The 16996-nt window shown below is 43.0% G+C and carries 13 protein-coding genes; 12 read left to right on the top strand and 1 reads right to left on the bottom strand.

What is annotated here, in order from left to right; genetic code table 11:
- Positions 1-84: 84 nt before the first annotated feature.
- Positions 85-3321, top strand: a complete 3237-nt coding sequence (locus AAGR14_RS06860) for an amidohydrolase family protein (protein WP_342647851.1) — start codon at positions 85-87, stop codon at positions 3319-3321.
- Positions 3322-3354: 33 nt separating this feature from the next.
- Positions 3355-3783, top strand: a complete 429-nt coding sequence (locus tag AAGR14_RS06855; protein ID WP_342647850.1) for a DUF1810 domain-containing protein — start codon at positions 3355-3357, stop codon at positions 3781-3783.
- A gap of 59 nt (positions 3784-3842) precedes the next feature.
- Here the strand turns inward: AAGR14_RS06855 and AAGR14_RS06850 are convergent, their stop codons facing one another.
- Positions 3843-4949 carry a fatty acid desaturase gene (locus tag AAGR14_RS06850; RefSeq protein WP_342647849.1) on the bottom strand — a complete coding sequence of 369 codons (1107 nt, stop codon included), beginning with the start codon at positions 4947-4949 and terminating at the stop codon, positions 3843-3845.
- A gap of 255 nt (positions 4950-5204) precedes the next feature.
- Between AAGR14_RS06850 and gatB the strand changes: the two genes are divergently transcribed.
- From gatB to purH, 10 genes are all read left to right on the top strand, one after another.
- Complete coding sequence (gene gatB / locus AAGR14_RS06845; protein WP_342647848.1) at positions 5205-6677, top strand: Asp-tRNA(Asn)/Glu-tRNA(Gln) amidotransferase subunit GatB; 1473 nt, start codon at positions 5205-5207, stop codon at positions 6675-6677.
- Positions 6674-7786 carry a TlpA disulfide reductase family protein gene (locus AAGR14_RS06840; protein WP_342647847.1) on the top strand — a complete coding sequence of 371 codons (1113 nt, stop codon included), beginning with the start codon at positions 6674-6676 and terminating at the stop codon, positions 7784-7786. The genes gatB and AAGR14_RS06840 overlap by 4 nt, the downstream gene beginning before the upstream one ends.
- 87 nt (positions 7787-7873) lie before the next feature.
- Positions 7874-8566 carry a response regulator transcription factor gene (locus AAGR14_RS06835; RefSeq protein WP_342647846.1) on the top strand — a complete coding sequence of 231 codons (693 nt, stop codon included), beginning with the start codon at positions 7874-7876 and terminating at the stop codon, positions 8564-8566.
- Positions 8567-8884: 318 nt separating this feature from the next.
- Positions 8885-10414, top strand: a complete 1530-nt coding sequence (locus AAGR14_RS06830) for an amino acid permease (protein ID WP_342647845.1) — start codon at positions 8885-8887, stop codon at positions 10412-10414.
- A gap of 99 nt (positions 10415-10513) precedes the next feature.
- Positions 10514-11695 (top strand): MFS transporter, encoded by a 1182-nt coding sequence (locus AAGR14_RS06825; RefSeq protein WP_342647844.1) that lies wholly within the window; start codon positions 10514-10516, stop codon positions 11693-11695.
- Positions 11696-11740: 45 nt separating this feature from the next.
- Entirely contained in the window at positions 11741-12277 is a 537-nt protein-coding gene (locus AAGR14_RS06820; RefSeq protein WP_342647843.1) for a MarC family protein, read from the top strand.
- A 97-nt stretch (positions 12278-12374) separates the two neighbouring features.
- Positions 12375-13958: an FAD-dependent oxidoreductase gene (locus tag AAGR14_RS06815; protein WP_342647842.1), complete on the top strand. Its 1584-nt coding sequence runs from the start codon at positions 12375-12377 to the stop codon at positions 13956-13958.
- A 69-nt stretch (positions 13959-14027) separates the two neighbouring features.
- Positions 14028-14537: a hypothetical protein gene (locus AAGR14_RS06810; protein WP_342647841.1), complete on the top strand. Its 510-nt coding sequence runs from the start codon at positions 14028-14030 to the stop codon at positions 14535-14537.
- 52 nt (positions 14538-14589) lie between these two features.
- Positions 14590-15183 carry a phosphoribosylglycinamide formyltransferase gene (purN, locus tag AAGR14_RS06805; protein WP_342647840.1) on the top strand — a complete coding sequence of 198 codons (594 nt, stop codon included), beginning with the start codon at positions 14590-14592 and terminating at the stop codon, positions 15181-15183.
- Between the two features lie 205 nt (positions 15184-15388).
- Positions 15389-16930: a bifunctional phosphoribosylaminoimidazolecarboxamide formyltransferase/IMP cyclohydrolase gene (gene purH, locus AAGR14_RS06800; RefSeq protein ID WP_342647839.1), complete on the top strand. Its 1542-nt coding sequence runs from the start codon at positions 15389-15391 to the stop codon at positions 16928-16930.
- Positions 16931-16996 lie beyond the last annotated feature (66 nt).

Below are 16996 nucleotides of genomic sequence, written 5' to 3'. Positions count from 1 at the left end.
TATTATCATAGCAGTATCAATTGGTTGGGCGATTTTAAAACAATCAAGCGTTATTGTTATTTTCGCAGCCAAGGTCTATCGTTCATGAAACACTCTTACCTCAGTATACTATTAGTGCTAACCAGCTTAACAGCATCAGCACAAAAATGGAACATCGAAAACACACCCGGCCCTGCCAAAAAAGTGAGTATCACTACCGACGAAGGCACCTGGATGAACGTAGATGTAAGCCCGGACGGCAAAGTTATTGTATTTGACTTATTAGGTGATATTTACAGCTTACCTGTAGCGGGTGGCAAAGCCACCTTATTGGCCGGCGGTAAGGCCTGGGAGGTACAGCCACGCTTTAGTCCGGACGGCAAAAGCATAGCCTTTACCAGCGACCGCGACGGGGGCGACAACGTTTGGGTAATGGGCAATGATGGCGGCGCCAAACGCGCTATTACCAAAGAAAACTTCAGGTTACTGAATAACCCCTATTGGACACCCGATGGCCAATATATTGTGGCCCGGAAACATTTTACAGGTGCACGCTCGTTAGGCGCTGGCGAAATTTGGATGTACCACAAAAACGGCGGTGATGGCTTACAGCTAACTAAACGAAAAAACGATCAGCAGGATGCCGGCGAACCTGTCGTTTCGCCCAAGGGTACTTATGTGTACTGGAGTGAAGATGTAACGCCAGGCCCTAATTTTCAATACAATAAAGACCCATACCAGGGCATTTATGCCATCAAACGTTTAAACCGGCAAACCGGCCAAATTGAAACCGTAACCGGCGGCGCTGGCGGTGCTTGCCGGCCACAAATATCGCCCGATGGCAAGCTGATGGCTTTTGTGAAACGCAACCGCTTAAAAAGCGTTTTGTACATCCACAATTTGTTAACCGGCGAAGAATTTCCGGTGTATGATAACCTGAGCCACGACCAGCAGGAAACATGGGCTATTTTTGGCACCTATCCTAACTTTAACTGGCTGCCCGACAATCAGCATATTGTTTTTTATGCTAAAGGAAAGATCTGGAACCTGGATATCACTACCCTAAGCGTGGCTAATGTGCCGTTTGAACTTACCTCACAGCAAACCATTACCGACGCACTGCACTTTCCGCAAAAGGTATATCAGGATGAGTTTACCGTGCGGATGATCCGCCAGCTCACTACCTCGCCCGATGTTAAGCGTGTGGCTTTCAATGCAGCCGGATATCTCTACGTTAAAGATTTACCTAATGGCAAACCTGAGCGTGTTACCGATTCTCGGGAGTTTGAGTATGAACCAGCCTTTAGCCCAGATGGTAAACAACTGGTTTATACCAGCTGGACCGATGAATTGAAAGGCGCGGTTAATGTGGTTGATTTGGCTACCAAGCGAATTATCCGCGTAACTGCCGACAGAGGTTTATATTACTCGCCGGTTTTTTCTAACAAAGGCGATAAGATAGTTTACCGCAAGGGCGAGGGTAATGATGTTTTAGGATATGCTTACGGCAAAAATCCCGGTATTTATGTAGTGCCCGCCACAGGGGGCACGGCGCAAATGCTGCTCAATAACGGCATCCGCCCTCAGTTTTCGGCAGATGACAGCAAGTTATACTATCAAAGTACAGAAAATGGCAAAAAAGCCTTTAAAGTGATTGACCTCGTTAATCCGGGCACTGCCCCTAAAACGCTTTATACCTCAACCTATGCTACTCAGTTTAACCCAAGCCCGGATGGAAAATGGATGGCTTTTACCGAATTATATAACTGCTATTTAACACCGCTTACCTACACGGGTAACGCCCAAGAGCTGTCATCTACCAACAAAGCCCTGCCGCTCAACCGCCTTACCCGTGATGCCGGCACTTACCTGCACTGGAGCAAAGACAGCCAGAAGTTGATGTGGACTTTAGGCCCTAAATATTATACTAAAGATATACGTATGGCATTTTCTTTTGCTGATGGCGATAACGACAAAGCCACTGCGACCGATACCGCCGGTGTTGATATTGGTTTAAGGTTAAAAGCAGATCAGCCTACCGGCAAAATTGCATTTACCAATGCACGGATCATTACCATGAAGGGTGATGAGGTGATTGAAAAAGGCACCATTGTGATAGATCGCAACCAGATTGTGGCCGTAGGTAAAGATGTACAGCCTCCAGCAGATGCCAAGGTTTATAATGTGGCTGGTAAAACTATCATTCCAGGTATTATTGATGTGCACGGGCATTTAGGCGTTAGTCCGGATGGTATTTCGCCGCAGCAAGACTGGCATTATTTTGCCAACCTGGCTTATGGCGTAACTACCTCGCACGACCCTTCGAGCAATACAGAAATGGTTTTCAGTCAATCAGAAATGGTGAAGGCCGGCCGCATGGTTGGCCCGCGGGTATACTCAACCGGTACTATTTTATACGGAGCCGATGGCGATTTTAAAACAGTTATCAATAATATTGACGATGCGCGCTCAAGTTTGCGCCGTTTAAAAGCCGTTGGTGCATTTTCGGTAAAAAGCTACAACCAACCGCGCCGCGAACAGCGCCAGCAAATTATAGAAGCTGCCCGCGAATTGCAAATGCAGGTAGTACCCGAAGGCGGATCTACCTTTTTTACCAACATGAACATGATAGCCGATGGCCATACCGGCATAGAGCATAACATACCTGTATGGCCGGTATACAAGGATGTAAAATCTTTTTGGAATGCCAGCAGAACCGGCTATACTCCTACCCTTATTGTATCTTATGGCAGCCAGTTTGGCGAAAATTACTGGTACGACCGCAGCGAGGTATGGAAAAACGAGCACCTGCTCACCTTTACGCCGCCGGCTATTATTGATTCACGCTCACGCCGCCGCACCACATCCGAATACGGCGATTACGGCCATATAGACGCAGCTAAAGCTACTAAGCAAATTGCAGATGGCGGCACCAGGGTAAATTTAGGTGCACATGGGCAGTTACAAGGTTTAGGTGCACACTGGGAATTATGGATGCTGAGCCAGGGCGGGTTTACCCCAATGCAGGCCCTGCGTTGTGCCACCATAAACGGAGCAGCTTATCTGGGTATGGATAAAGAGATTGGCTCGTTGGAAGTAGGTAAATTGGCCGACTTGGTAGTACTAAACCAAAATCCGCTGGATGACATTCGCACCAGCGATAATATTAAATATGTGATGGCTAATGGCCGGTTATATGATTCGGACTCGATGAACGAAACAGGTAACACCGAAAAACCTCGTTTACGTTTCTGGTGGCAGTTAGGCCGTGGCGAGCTGATGAATTTACCGGTAGGTAACACCGAAACTTATCTGTTCGGCAGCAGCGATGGTGAAAATTGATCAACGTCTATCTAACTTAAATAACTTAAAAAAATGACTCAGGAAAACAGCCTCGACCGGTTCATAAAGGCGCAGCAGAATGATTATGCGACGGCGCTATCAGAAATTAAAAAAGGTAAAAAACGCAGCCACTGGATGTGGTATATATTTCCGCAACTGAGAGGCCTCGGCATGAGCGAAACTGCCCGCTTTTACGGCATTCAGGACAAGCAGGAAGCTATGGATTATCTTAACACCCAAGTGCTAAGTAAGCGACTGATCGAGATATGTGAAGCACTACTGGCTTTGCCTGGCAATGATCCTCATTATATTTTTGGCAGTCCTGATGATATGAAGCTTAAATCAAGCATGACCTTATTTGCATCTTTGCCTAATGCCAACCCGGTATTTGAGCAAGTGTTGTCAAAGTATTATGATGGAGACAGAGATCAAAAAACACTGCAGTTGATTAATCATAAATAAAAGCAAAGTGCCTGAAAAGATGATTTTTTCAGGCACTTTGCTTTTATGTAAACGGCAATTTAAAGTTCACCGTGTACAAACAAACTTTCTTTGCTGCCACTCTTTTTTAACAACATAAAATGCGAGCGCACAGCCTCACTTAACGGGTAAGACCGGTATGGCAGGTTATATTTAGCGGCATATTCTCTGATGATAGGTGTAATTGCCGGATAATAGGTATGCGCCACCGTCGGGAACAGGTGATGCGCTACATGATGATTGAACCCGCCGAATAAAAAATTAGCGACTTTACTGTTTGGGCTAAAATCTTTGGTTTCGGTAATCTGGTACATTGCCCAGGTCATATCTAAAGTTCCATTCTCTGGAGGCAACGGAAACGCTGCATCTTCATCAGCATGAGTTGATAGCAGCGCCATTACCCCGAACCCGCTGGAGGTGATGTGCATTGCCAAAAAAGCCAGCAATACCATATTCCAGGGCTGATTAAGTACCAGCATCGGGATGCCGAGCATCGCTAGCAAGTTACCTGCTTTGGCAGCAAACAATTTAACATACTCAATGGCAGGTATATGGGTTACCCTTTTTAAGTAGTTATCCTGGGTACCAAAAAAGTCTTTAAAGTCGCGTACCAGTAACCAGTTCAACGTATAAAACAAGTACAAAAACCACATATAAATATGTTGGTACCGGTGAAAGCGATAACGCGGGCTTTCCGGAAAAATACGAACAACGTTGCTTTGCTTTACATCAATATCCCAATGCTGTAAATTTGGAAATGGGTGATGTAACAATAGGTGGCGTTTTTTCCATATATAACTATTGCTGCCAAAAAGTTCTAACACATAAGTGTACAACTCATTATGATAACGGGATTTAAACACCGCACCATGCGCTGCATCATGAAAACCGTTTAAAAAAACCATAATCATGGTTAATCCGGTAGCTATGTAAAAAGTAAATAAGTAAGGAGTGTAGTTGCCGAATACCAGGATGCAGGCATAAAAGGCAAAATATAACAGAACTAACAGTACTGACTTAACAACAATTATCTGTTGTATTTTGCGGTTGTTGAGCACGCGTTGCTGTACTTCGGAATTTAATTGCTTAAAAAAATCATCGGCACCCGCTTTCTTAAAAGCCGGTCTTTTAAGTGTATCTGTAGTCATGAGCAGCGATAAAAAAGGTTGATATGCACATACCTGTTTAGTGGTATGAGCAGTACTAAACACAACGCAGATTTTAACAATAAAAGTTAAATTTAGTTTACATAGGCACAACCAACCTGGCAAATCACATACATATTAGCAGGTATCTATTTAGTTGTTTAGAATTAAAGTTTATACCGTTTTTCCAATGATTAGCAGCGAATAAATTTATATTTGCCATGTTAGGACGGATGCAAATCTGTATTTTATACTGTAATGACTGATAGTAACACCGAAGTAAGCGATAAATATGAACTGGTAGTGGGTTTAGAAGTGCATGCACAATTATCTACCCAAAGCAAAATCTTTTCGTCAGATAGTGCCTCATTTGGTGCTCAGCCTAATGAGCATGTGAGCATGGTATCATTAGGGCATCCCGGCACGCTACCTTTTCTAAATAAAAAAGCGGTTGAGTATGCTGTAAAGTTAGGCTTTGCCTGCCACGGCGAAGTTAACCGGTATAACAACTTTGCCCGCAAAAATTACTTTTATGCTGATTTACCCAAAGGTTACCAGATTAGCCAGGACCAGCACCCTATTATTACCGGCGGCTACGTAAAAGTAAAACGGCATGACGGCTCTGAACGGTCTATAGCTATTCATCATATCCATATGGAAGAGGATGCAGGTAAAAGTATGCATGACCAGCACGATTCGTATTCGCTTATTGACTTAAATCGCGCTGGAGTGCCTCTGCTCGAAATTGTATCCCAACCTGACATTCATAGCAGTGAAGAAGCCGGATTATACCTTACCGAAATGCGCCGGCTGCTGCGTTACCTCAGCATTTGCGATGGTAACATGGAAGAAGGTAGCATGCGTTGCGATGCCAACATTTCAGTACGGCTTAAAGGGGCTACCCAACTGGGCAACCGCTGCGAGGTAAAAAACCTGAACTCGATACGCAATGTACAGCGGGCCATTGAACATGAATTTTTAAGGCAAATAGACATTATTGAAGCAGGCGGCTACATTGAACAAAATACGCTGAACTTTAATGCAGACACCGGCGAAACTTCAGTACTTCGCTCTAAAGAGATGGCGAATGATTATCGTTATTTTCCTGAACCCGATTTGCAACCATTGTTGCTGAGCGATGATTACCTGGAAAACATACGCCGCAGTATGCCGGCATTGCCCGAAGAACTTTATCATAAATACACCCAACAGTTAGGCTTATCAGAATATGATGCCTCTGTTATTGTGGCCGACCATGATACCGCCTTGTTTTTTGAACAGGTAATAGCACATACTGCCAACTATAAAGGTGCTGCGCACTGGTTAATGGGCACCGTAAAATCATATTTAAACGAACATCATCAAACCATCACCTCACTTGGCCTTACTCCGCAGCAATTATGCAGGCTGATACAGTTGGTGGATGATGGCAAAGTAAATCATACGGTAGCAGCACATAAACTGTTCCCGGCACTGCTGCTGCACCCAGATAAAACAGCAGCCCAGGTGGCCGAAGAGTTAAATCTGCTCATCAGCGATGACAGCAACGAGTTGGATCAATTTATCCACGAAGCCCTGGCTAAATACCCCGATAAGGTGATCGAATACCAAAAAGGGAAAAAAGGCGTATTAGGATTGTTTATGGGCGAAATAATGAAACGCTCTAAAGGTAAAATTGATCCGCAGAAAACAAACCAGCTTTTAATTAACGCGCTACAAGCAAAATCATGAAAAAATACTTATTAGCATACGGCCTTCCGCTCTTATTCAGCATCTATGCTTGTAAAGATAAATCGGGCTTTACTATTGAAGGGAAAATTGACAACCCAGGCGAGCTAAAAAAAGCTTACCTGTTACGGGCTGATACTTCGCAGGTGAGTGTGATTGACTCGGCCGAATTAAAAGCCGGCAGCTTTAAGTTTAAAAATCAGTCGGCCACGGCCAACTTGTTCAAACTGCGCATAGGCAGTTCTATTTACGATTTAATTGCCCAAAACGGCGACAACATTTCATTTGAAACTGACCTAAACGACCAAGCCCATACTTACAAAATTGAAGGCTCACAAGAGTCTGAAAAAATAAAAGAGTTTAACACCTTTAGTAATGCCTTTGGCGAAAAAAATGCACAACTGGTTGGCGAGTTTCAGAGTAAGGCGCAGGGCGTGAAAAACCAGGATTCGCTGCTCAAGGTATATCAGCCAATATTAGAAAAAAACATGGCCGGTTACAGTGACCAGGTCATCAAGTTTGTTAACGATAATAAAAATTCGTTAGCGGCTTTTTATGCAGCCATGTCTTTAGACCCATATAAATATGAGCAGCAACTGGTGACTTATGCTGATGATATTAAAGACAAGTTTAAAGATAATGCTCCTGTGCAGCAATTTATCAGGCAAATGGAAGCGGCCAAACCTTTATCTATTGGTCATGAAGCGCCTGATTTTACCATTAAAACCATTGAAGGTAAACCGGTGAAGCTATCTGACTATAAAGGCAAATATGTGATGCTGGATTTTTGGGCGTCCTGGTGTTTACCTTGCCGTCAGGAAAATCCAAACGTAGTACGTTTGTACAACCAGTTTAAAGGCAAAGGCCTTAATATTTTAGGCATATCGCTTGATGAAGATAAAGCTGCTTGGCAAAAAGCTATTAACGATGATAAATTAACCTGGCAGCATGCATCAGACCTGCAAAAGTTTGACGGGCCTACCGAAAAACTATATCATATTGAGGCAATTCCATCTAATATTATCATCGATCCGCAAGGAAAAATAATCGCTAAAAACATTACAGGTCAAAACCTGGAAGAGTTTTTTAACAAAACCTTTGCTCAACTTTAAGCAAATATTAAGCTTTAACAATTTATTAACATTGGTTTAACCATTTACTTTTGTATTGCCTTTACATTTGTTTCAAAATTCGACCTAATGAGCACTACTGCAAAACAAAAGATTCTTATTGTTGATGACGAGCCGGATATTTTAGAGCTTATTGAATACAATTTAAAAAAAGAGGGCTACCAGGTTTATTTAGCTCATAATGGTCAGGAGGCGGTGGCCGAAGCCAAAAAAGTATTGCCCGATCTGATTGTGCTCGACATCATGATGCCAAAGATGGATGGCATTGAGGCTTGTCGTGTAATGCGTACCATGCCCGAGTTTAAAAACACCTTCATGGTATTTTTAACCGCCCGTAGTGAAGAGTACTCAGAAATTGCCGGTTTTAACGTAGGTGCTGATGATTACATAGCCAAACCTATTAAACCGCGTGCACTAGTTAGCCGCATTAATGCTATTTTACGCCGTAACGCCGGACCGGACGAAGTATCAGACAATAAACTGGAAGTTGGTGATTTAGTGATAGACCGCGAAAGTTACTTGGTTTATCAAAACGGTACCAAGGTAGTGTTAGCTAAAAAAGAATTTGAGCTGCTCTATCTACTAGCATCCAAGCCAGGTAAGGTTTATACCCGCGACGTTATACTGAAAAATATCTGGGAAGACTCGGTAGTGGTAACCAACCGCACCATCGACGTTCACATTCGCAAGCTGCGCGAAAAGCTTGGCGAAAACTATGTGTCAACTGTTAAAGGCGTGGGTTACAAATTTGAGTACGTATAATTAATATATCACCACTGATAACTTGATTTTTTTAAGCTTCTCTGCCAAACAGGGAAGCTTTTTTGTTTAAAAAACATTCCAAAGTCTAATATCACAGTGTAAACCTTTTTCTTATCGCAAAAAGTTCACACAAATAAGCTCTCTTGCACTCTTGATGAAATGATTATCCGCTTTTTGATGACTTAAGAATTTTAAATTGGCCTTAAGCTAATTTTATCCACATCGTGGCATTGTTACCGAGCAGGTTTTTAAGTTTTCAAGAAAAATAAGTACGTTTGGAGGTAAACATGATTAAATCTTTACAACTGAACAAAAAACATGAGTTTATTTATTAAAAAGTCCATTCAGTCGTTGCTGGCAGCATCGGCCGAGTCGGATAAAAGTTTGAAGCGTACGCTCGGGCCTACCGCGTTGATAGCCCTGGGTATTGGTGCTATTATTGGTGCCGGTTTATTTGTGCGTACTGCAGCAGCTGCAGGTGGCAATGCTGGTCCGGCAGTTACCATTTCATTCATTATTGCTGCAGTGGGTTGTGCATTGGCCGGCTTATGTTATGCCGAATTTGCCAGTATGATACCTATAGCAGGTAGTGCTTATACTTACTCTTATGCCACTATGGGCGAGTTCATCGCCTGGATTATTGGCTGGGATTTGGTGCTCGAATACGCTTTAGGCGCTGCTACGGTTGCTATTGGCTGGTCGCAGTACCTGAACGATTTACTCATGACGTTTTTTAACACCTCCATACCTTATGAGTGGTGCCACTCCCCTTTTCAATCACACGAAGGTGTGCAAGGTATAGTTAACATACCTGCTATCGTAATTATACTGCTTTTAACCATGCTCTTAATCCGTGGCACTGCAGAGTCGGCCGTGGTAAACAACATCATTGTATTGGTTAAAGTAGCTATCGTATTATTGATAATAGGTTTCGGTTGGCAGTTTATCAACCCGGCTAACCATACCCCTTACATGATTCCGGCTGATGCAGGAAGCGTTACCCTGAATACTGGTGTAGTGCATAATTATGCAGACGCGGCCAATCATGGCTGGTTTGGTGTTTTGCGGGGTGCCAGTATTGTATTTTTTGCTTTCATTGGTTTTGATGCTGTATCAACTGCTGCTCAAGAAGCGAAAAACCCTCAAAAAGACATGCCGGTAGGTATTTTATTATCATTGGTAATTTGTACTGCTTTATACATTCTGTTCTCACACGTTTTAACAGGTATTGCTTCTTATAAAGAGTTTTTAACTCAAGGTTCTGAAGCATCTGTGTCTTATGCTATCCGTCATCACATGCCGGGTTATGAGTGGTTGGCTAAATTAGTAACGGTGGCTATTTTGGCTGGTTTCTCGTCAGTTATCCTGGTGATGCTGATGGGTCAGACCCGCGTATTCTATACCATGAGTACAGATGGCCTGGTACCTCCGGTGTTTTCAAAATTGCACCCTAAATTCCGTACGCCTTACAAATCACAATGGTTATTTTTTGGGTTTGTATCATTGTTTGCCGGCTTTGTTCCCGACAGCGTGGTAGGCGATATGGTGAGTATAGGCACCTTGTTTGCTTTTGTGCTGGTTTGCTTAGGTATATTTATTTTACGCAAAACCGATCCTGATATAAAACGCCCATTCAAAACTCCTTTGTATCAGATTGTGTGCCCGTTAGGTGCAATAGTATGTTTATTTATGATTGCCAGCGAAGGCTGGGAGAACTGGGCACGTTTGTTTGTATGGTTAATTATCGGCTTTGTTATTTACTTTGGTTATAGTGTAAAACACTCTAAAGTGCGTAAAGGTGATGATAAAACACCAATGGATCCGCCAAATCCGATGTACGTTGATTAACACTAATGTTACGCTATAAACAAAAAGGTTCTGCTCCATCGGCAGAACCTTTTTGCTTTTCATTCCTTTTGTTATCCGTATTGCTTTAACAGCTGTTTGATGAAGTCCGACCGTAATTTATGGATATTGGTGTTGATATGTGTGATTAACTCCATGGGGTTTGGCATCATTGTACCTTTACTTTATGATTACGGCAAAAAGTTTGGCCTTACCGAACAAACGGTGGGTATACTCACCGCTTCGTTTTCGATAGCTCAATTTTTTGCTACACCACTTTTAGGTTCACTATCAGACAAATGGGGCCGCAAGCCCTTATTGGCAATTAGTCTGGCTGGCACCTGCCTATCGTTTTTAGTTTTTGGTCTGGCTCAAAATTTACTCATGCTGTTTGCTGCCCGCATATTAGACGGTGTTACAGGCGGTAATATTTCGGTAGCGCAGGCCATGATATCCGACACGTCATCATCAGAAGACAGGGCCAAGAAGTTTGGTATACTCAGCTCGGCGTTTGGTTTTGGTTTTGTTTTAGGCCCGGCCTTAGGTGGGCTTTTAAGCAAACTGGGACTCCAGGTACCCTTCTTTTTTGCAGCAGGTGTTGCATTGATCGGCACTATACTGGCCACTTTTGTACTCAAAGAAACCAAGCCGAAAACCGACAGAGAAAAGGAAAAACTTGAAAATCAACATCACTTTAACTTTGTATCACTAATAACAGCCTTAAAAATTCCGGTGGTGGGTACCGCCGTATTTACGGGCTTTTTATTAACCATGGCGCAGTTTGTGATGATCATTGGTTTTCAAACATTTTCGGTAGACCAGTTAAAAATTGCCCCTACCCAAATTGGTTTACTATATGCAGGCTTTGGTATTACAGGCATTTTGATGCAACTGGCGGTGCCGCTCATCACCAAGCTTATCGCTTCGAGAGCCATGATACTATTAATATCTACAGTGGTATGCCTGGCTGCCATGATTTTTACCGGCTTTACGCAAGCCTTGTTCCCTTTTGCGGCAGGATTATTTGTGTATGGTCTCTTTAACGGACTACGTAACCCTATGCTCAACGCTATTATTGCCGACCGCAGCGACGAACATACCCAGGGAGAAATTTTGGGTGTTAATCAGTCTTACGCGTCTTTGGGGCAAACACTCGGGCCTATAGCGGCCGGTTTAATTACGGCTGTGTCTATACACGCTGTTTTCTTTTTGTCGGCATTTTTTATTTTGCTTGGCTTTTTGCTTACCTTTCGCTTAAAAGCTAAAGAAAAGCAATCTACCTAAGCTATGTTTAATACTTTTGATCCAAGGCAAGTTTTATCAGTAACTATGATATTATTTGCCATCATCGATATAATAGGCACCATACCTATCATTATCAGTTTGCGGCAACGTGCCGGACATATCGAGTCGGAAAAAGCTTCCCTTACGGTGCTGGCCCTCATGATTGCTTTTCTGTTTGTGGGCGAAGAATTGCTTAAAATCATTGGCCTCGATATCGCGTCATTTGCTATTGCCGGCTCTTTGGTAATTTTTATTATTGCCATGGAGATGATATTAGGCATCTCGTTTTTTAAAGAGGACGAACATGTTCCGGCTACTGTCTCCATCGTTCCCCTGGCCTTCCCCCTCATTGCTGGTGCAGGCACCATGACTACCTTGCTTTCTCTCAAATCACAATATGCTACCACCAATATCATCATCGGTATTACGCTCAATACTATTATCGTTTACGTAGTACTCAAAAATGTGAGCCTTTTAGAGCGGATGCTGGGTAAAACGGGTTTAGGTGTGTTGCGCAAAGCGTTTGGCGTTATTTTACTGGCTATTGCTATTAAATTGTTCAGGAGCAATAGCGGCCTTTAACAAAGACTAACCGCTTAATAGATTAAAACAACAAATTTTTCTTAAAACTATACACAATGTTCAAAGGTTTCTTAATAAGAAATTATTAGAGCCTTTTATGGAACAGCAACAACTTAATACACCCGGTAAGGTAACCTCAGGTACGCACATCTCTTGCTGGACGGACACCGTTAAGCCGCTTGAATTTTTTAAACTTACCAGCCCGTTAAAAACACAAGTAGCCGTTATAGGTGCAGGTATAGCCGGTTTGACGGTAGCCTATTGCCTGGCTAAAGCAGGCAAGCAAGTAGTGGTTTTAGAAGATGGGCTGATTGGCAGCGGCGAAACGGGGCGCACCACCGCTCACATTGCCAACGCGCTCGACGACCGCTACAGCGAAATTGAAAGCTTGTTTGGCGAAGAAGGTGCTCGCTATGCCGCTGAAAGCCATACCGCAGCCATTAACCTGATTGAGCAAATTTGCCGCGAAGAAAACATTGACTGTGATTTTAAACGTGTTGATGGTTACCTGTTCCTGCACCCCTCTGACAAAAAAAAATCATTAGACGACGAGTTAACGGCAACTCATAAAGCGGGCATTGCTACAGACATGATTTATAGCGTTTCGGGTATCCCGACCGAGAGTGGACCCAGCTTAAAATTCCCACAACAAGCCCAGTTTCATCCATTAAAATATTTAAATGGTTTAGCAGAAGCTTTTACACGTTTGGGTGGCAGAATCTATACAAAAACACATGCCGACAAAGTAAAAGAAGGTGTAGTAGAGGCAAACGGCTTTAAGGTTGAGGCTGAACAAATTGTAGTGGCCACCAATACACCATTTAACGATTGGGCCACCATGCATACCAAGCAATCGCCTTACCGGTCGTACGTAATTGTAGCTAAAGTCCCTAAAGATAAAATTGAACCTGCCTTGTGGTGGGACACCGGCGATCAAAATTCGGTGTGGCCAAGCATGCCGTACAATTACGTACGCACCCAACCTTATGATGACCAATATGATCTACTGATTCATGGCGGAGCAGATCATAAAACCGCACAAGCCAATAAGGAAGACGAGCCCGAAGAAGAGCGCTACAAGCGCCTGGAAACTTGGCTACGCGAACGCTTTCCGCAGGCAGAAGAAATTGTTTACCGATGGTCGGGCCAAGTGATGGAACCGGTAGATGATCTGGGGTTTATAGGTAAAAATCCTGGTGATGAAAATATTTACATTGTAACCGGCGACTCGGGCAATGGCATGACGCATGGCACGTTGGCAGGCATACTCATTACTGATTTAATAACCGGGAAAGAAAATCGGTGGGCCAAATTGTATGATCCGGGACGGATAACCGTTACCCTGCATACCGCTAAAACTTATCTCCAGGAACAATATACCACCCTCACTCAATTTGTCGACTACCTTCTACCGTCGGACGTTGAATCATTACAAAGTGTTAAACCGGGCGAGGCTGCCATTGTGGGTAAGCTTAAAAAAGTTGCTGTTTATCGTGATGAAGCCGGCACTTTTAGCGCTTACAGTGCGGTATGCCCGCACATGGGTTGCGTGGTGCAATGGAACAACGACGAAAAATCATTTGACTGCCCTTGCCATGGGTCGCGATTTACCTGCAAAGGCGAACTGATGAACGGACCAGCAAATGCTAACCTTGAAGCCGTTAAGGTACCCGGACAATAGTTTGCTTACAGCTCCGTTATTAATAAATCCCGCAGACAAGTAGTTTGCGGGATTTTGTATTTTTGTGACGTGCATACTTTTACCAAAAAGCTCCCTATCGTTATAGTTGTTGCCTTGATGTTTGCCGGCTGGGCCATCAGTTCGTGTAAAAAGGAAAATCAGTCTACACTAAATTCATTTTTAACCGACAACGGGCTTTGGAAATTGGCTTCGTTACGGGTAGAAACACTGCATAACGATACCTCCATAAGGTTTGATACCTTAAACGTTGCCTGTCAGCATACACAATCTTTTATGTTTGATGCCGGAGGCACTTGTACCTACAATTATTTCAATTGTTTAGACCAGGTAACACAAGGTCCCTGGACGATAAACGCTGGTGATATTATAACGCTGTCGTCGACCATGAAATGCAAGGATACTACTAAAGCCGGTGTATCAACCCCGTTTGCCCAAGTGCAGGTGATTAATTTGGGCCGCAACTCTTTGGTTTTCCAAGATGTAAAAACAGATACGCTACGCAAGTCTCCCAGAATAGTGCTCAGACGCCGGATTACCCGCTATGGTTTTATACACTAAGTATTTACCACTTACTTAAAATATTATATTTACACCAAAATTAAGTTCCGCTTTGAAAACCAGGATAGCCATTTTAGCCTCAGGATCGGGATCTAACGCCCAGAAAATAATGGAGCATTTTAAAAACCATGCTGATAGCGAGGTTGTTCTGGTGCTTACTAATAATCCGCAGGCTTACGTATTGCAACGCGCCGACAATTTTGAAATTCCGACTCATGTTTTTTCGCGCCAGGAGTTTTATCAAACTGATGACGTGGTTAAACTTTTGAAAAAGATGGAAGTAGATTTAATTGTACTGGCCGGCTTTTTATGGCTAGTACCGGTATCATTACTTAAAGCTTTCCCTAATCAAATTATTAATATTCACCCGGCCCTGTTACCCAAATATGGCGGCAAAGGCATGTATGGCGACCACGTGCACCAGGCAGTTTTAAAGAACGGAGAAACCGAATCGGGCATCACTATTCATTTTGTAAATGAGCATTTTGATGAAGGTGAGATGATACACCAAGCAAAATTTAGGATTGAGCCCAGCGACGATCTAAATGCTGTCAAACTCAAAGGCCAGCAGTTAGAGCATCAGCACTTTCCGAAAGTAATAGAAGCACTTGCAGCTAAGATGAAAAGCGCTCCTGAAAGCAAATAAACATTTGGTCAGCTACCTGCTAAAAATCAAAATACATATATGCATATTTCTATCATTATGCATATATGTATTTACATATATATCAGTAACATCTTGGTAATTTCGCTTTTGCAATAAAAATTTATCATCCATAAAGCCTGCGGTATTACTGCTTAACAACTCATCAAAAATCACTACCTTTGCGGCTCAAAATAACCACTATTGCATGAGCCAGTCTATTCAAATTAAAAACGCTTTAATTTCAGTTTACTACAAGGATCATTTAGAACCGGTAATTCAGGAATTAAATCGTTTGGGCGTGAAAATATATTCAACCGGCGGAACCGAAACATTTATACGCAGCCTGGGTGCTGATGTTATTGCCGTTGAAGATTTAACCTCCTATCCATCTATCTTGGGCGGACGTGTAAAAACCCTTCATCCTAAAGTATTTGGTGGCATACTGGCCCGCCGCAATTTTGAATCGGACGAGAAGCAACTGGTTCAATACGAGATACCCGAAATTGATTTAGTTATTGTTGACCTGTATCCGTTTGAAGAAACCGTACGTTCGGGTGCAGCACACGATGATGTGATTGAGAAAATTGACATTGGCGGTATTTCATTAATCCGCGCTGCAGCCAAAAACTTCAAGGATGTGGTTATCGTGGCTTCTAAAAATGACTACCAGCAATTGGACGAAATTCTTAAAACGCAGGACGGTACAACCACATTAGACCAACGCCGTCAGTTTGCACAAAAGGCGTTCAACATCACTTCGCATTACGATACCTCTATATTCCAGTATTTTAATTTAGATCAAGGTGAGGCTAATCCGCCGCTGCCTGTATTTAAGCAAAGCATACAAACCAGCCAAACATTGCGCTACGGCGAAAATCCGCATCAGCAAGGCACTTTTTATGGTAACCTGGAGGCCATGTTTACCAAATTGCATGGCAAAGAATTATCATACAATAACCTGGTGGATGTAGATGCCGCCGTGGCATTGATTGACGAATTTACTGATCCTACTATCGCTATTTTAAAACATACTAACGCTTGCGGCATTGCTACACGTTCTTTTATTAAAGAAGCATGGATTGATGCCCTGGCCTGTGATCCGGTATCGGCTTTTGGTGGCGTTATTATTGCTAACGACGAAATTAACGCCGAAACTGCATCTGAGATTAGCACGATATTCTTCGAGGTATTGATAGCACCAGCTTACACTGATGAGGCCCTGCAAATACTAAAAGGGAAAAAGAACCGTATAATACTCATTCGCCAAACGGTGGAGTTGGGTGTAAAACAGTTTAAAACCTTACTAAACGGTGTAATTGAGCAGGATAAAGATTTGGTGATTGAAGGCCCTGAGCAAATGACTACCGTTACCGGGCAACAGCCAACAGCACAAGAACTAAAAGATTTATTTTTTGCTAATAAAGTAGTAAAACACACCAAATCAAACACCGTAGTACTGGCTAAAAACAACCAGTTACTGGCCAGTGGTGTTGGGCAAACATCAAGGGTTGACGCTTTACGCCAGGCTATTGAGAAAGCCCGTACTTTTGGCTTTGACTTACAAGGTGCTGTAATGGCTTCAGATGCATTTTTTCCGTTTCCGGATTGCGTCGAAATTGCTGCCGATGCAGGCATCACTGCCGTGTTACAGCCCGGCGGTTCTATTAAAGACCAAGACTCTGTTAACATGGCTAACCAAAAAGGTATTAGCATGGTAACCACTGGAGTAAGGCACTTTAAACATTAAAACAGGGTTGCTGTAAAGTATTTTGCATAACCCGGCAACTGTTTTGAAATAAAAACGGTTATTAAT

The sequence above is a fragment of the Mucilaginibacter sp. CSA2-8R genome (assembly GCF_038806765.1).
GTDB lineage: Bacteria > Bacteroidota > Bacteroidia > Sphingobacteriales > Sphingobacteriaceae > Mucilaginibacter.
Note: the sequence above shows the minus strand (reverse complement) of the source record. Positions and strands in the feature narration are given on the sequence as shown.

Coding starts and splice junctions, on each gene's coding strand:
- AAGR14_RS06815 (WP_342647842.1), top strand. CDS start 12,375: ATGGAACAGCAACAACTTAATACACCCGGTAAGGTAACCTCAGGTACG.
- AAGR14_RS06830 (WP_342647845.1), top strand. CDS start 8,885: ATGAGTTTATTTATTAAAAAGTCCATTCAGTCGTTGCTGGCAGCATCG.
- AAGR14_RS06855 (WP_342647850.1), top strand. CDS start 3,355: ATGACTCAGGAAAACAGCCTCGACCGGTTCATAAAGGCGCAGCAGAAT.
- AAGR14_RS06860 (WP_342647851.1), top strand. CDS start 85: ATGAAACACTCTTACCTCAGTATACTATTAGTGCTAACCAGCTTAACA.
- purH (WP_342647839.1), top strand. CDS start 15,389: ATGAGCCAGTCTATTCAAATTAAAAACGCTTTAATTTCAGTTTACTAC.
- AAGR14_RS06835 (WP_342647846.1), top strand. CDS start 7,874: ATGAGCACTACTGCAAAACAAAAGATTCTTATTGTTGATGACGAGCCG.
- AAGR14_RS06840 (WP_342647847.1), top strand. CDS start 6,674: ATGAAAAAATACTTATTAGCATACGGCCTTCCGCTCTTATTCAGCATC.
- AAGR14_RS06850 (WP_342647849.1), bottom strand. CDS start 4,949: ATGACTACAGATACACTTAAAAGACCGGCTTTTAAGAAAGCGGGTGCC.
- AAGR14_RS06825 (WP_342647844.1), top strand. CDS start 10,514: ATGAAGTCCGACCGTAATTTATGGATATTGGTGTTGATATGTGTGATT.
- AAGR14_RS06820 (WP_342647843.1), top strand. CDS start 11,741: ATGATATTATTTGCCATCATCGATATAATAGGCACCATACCTATCATT.
- gatB (WP_342647848.1), top strand. CDS start 5,205: ATGACTGATAGTAACACCGAAGTAAGCGATAAATATGAACTGGTAGTG.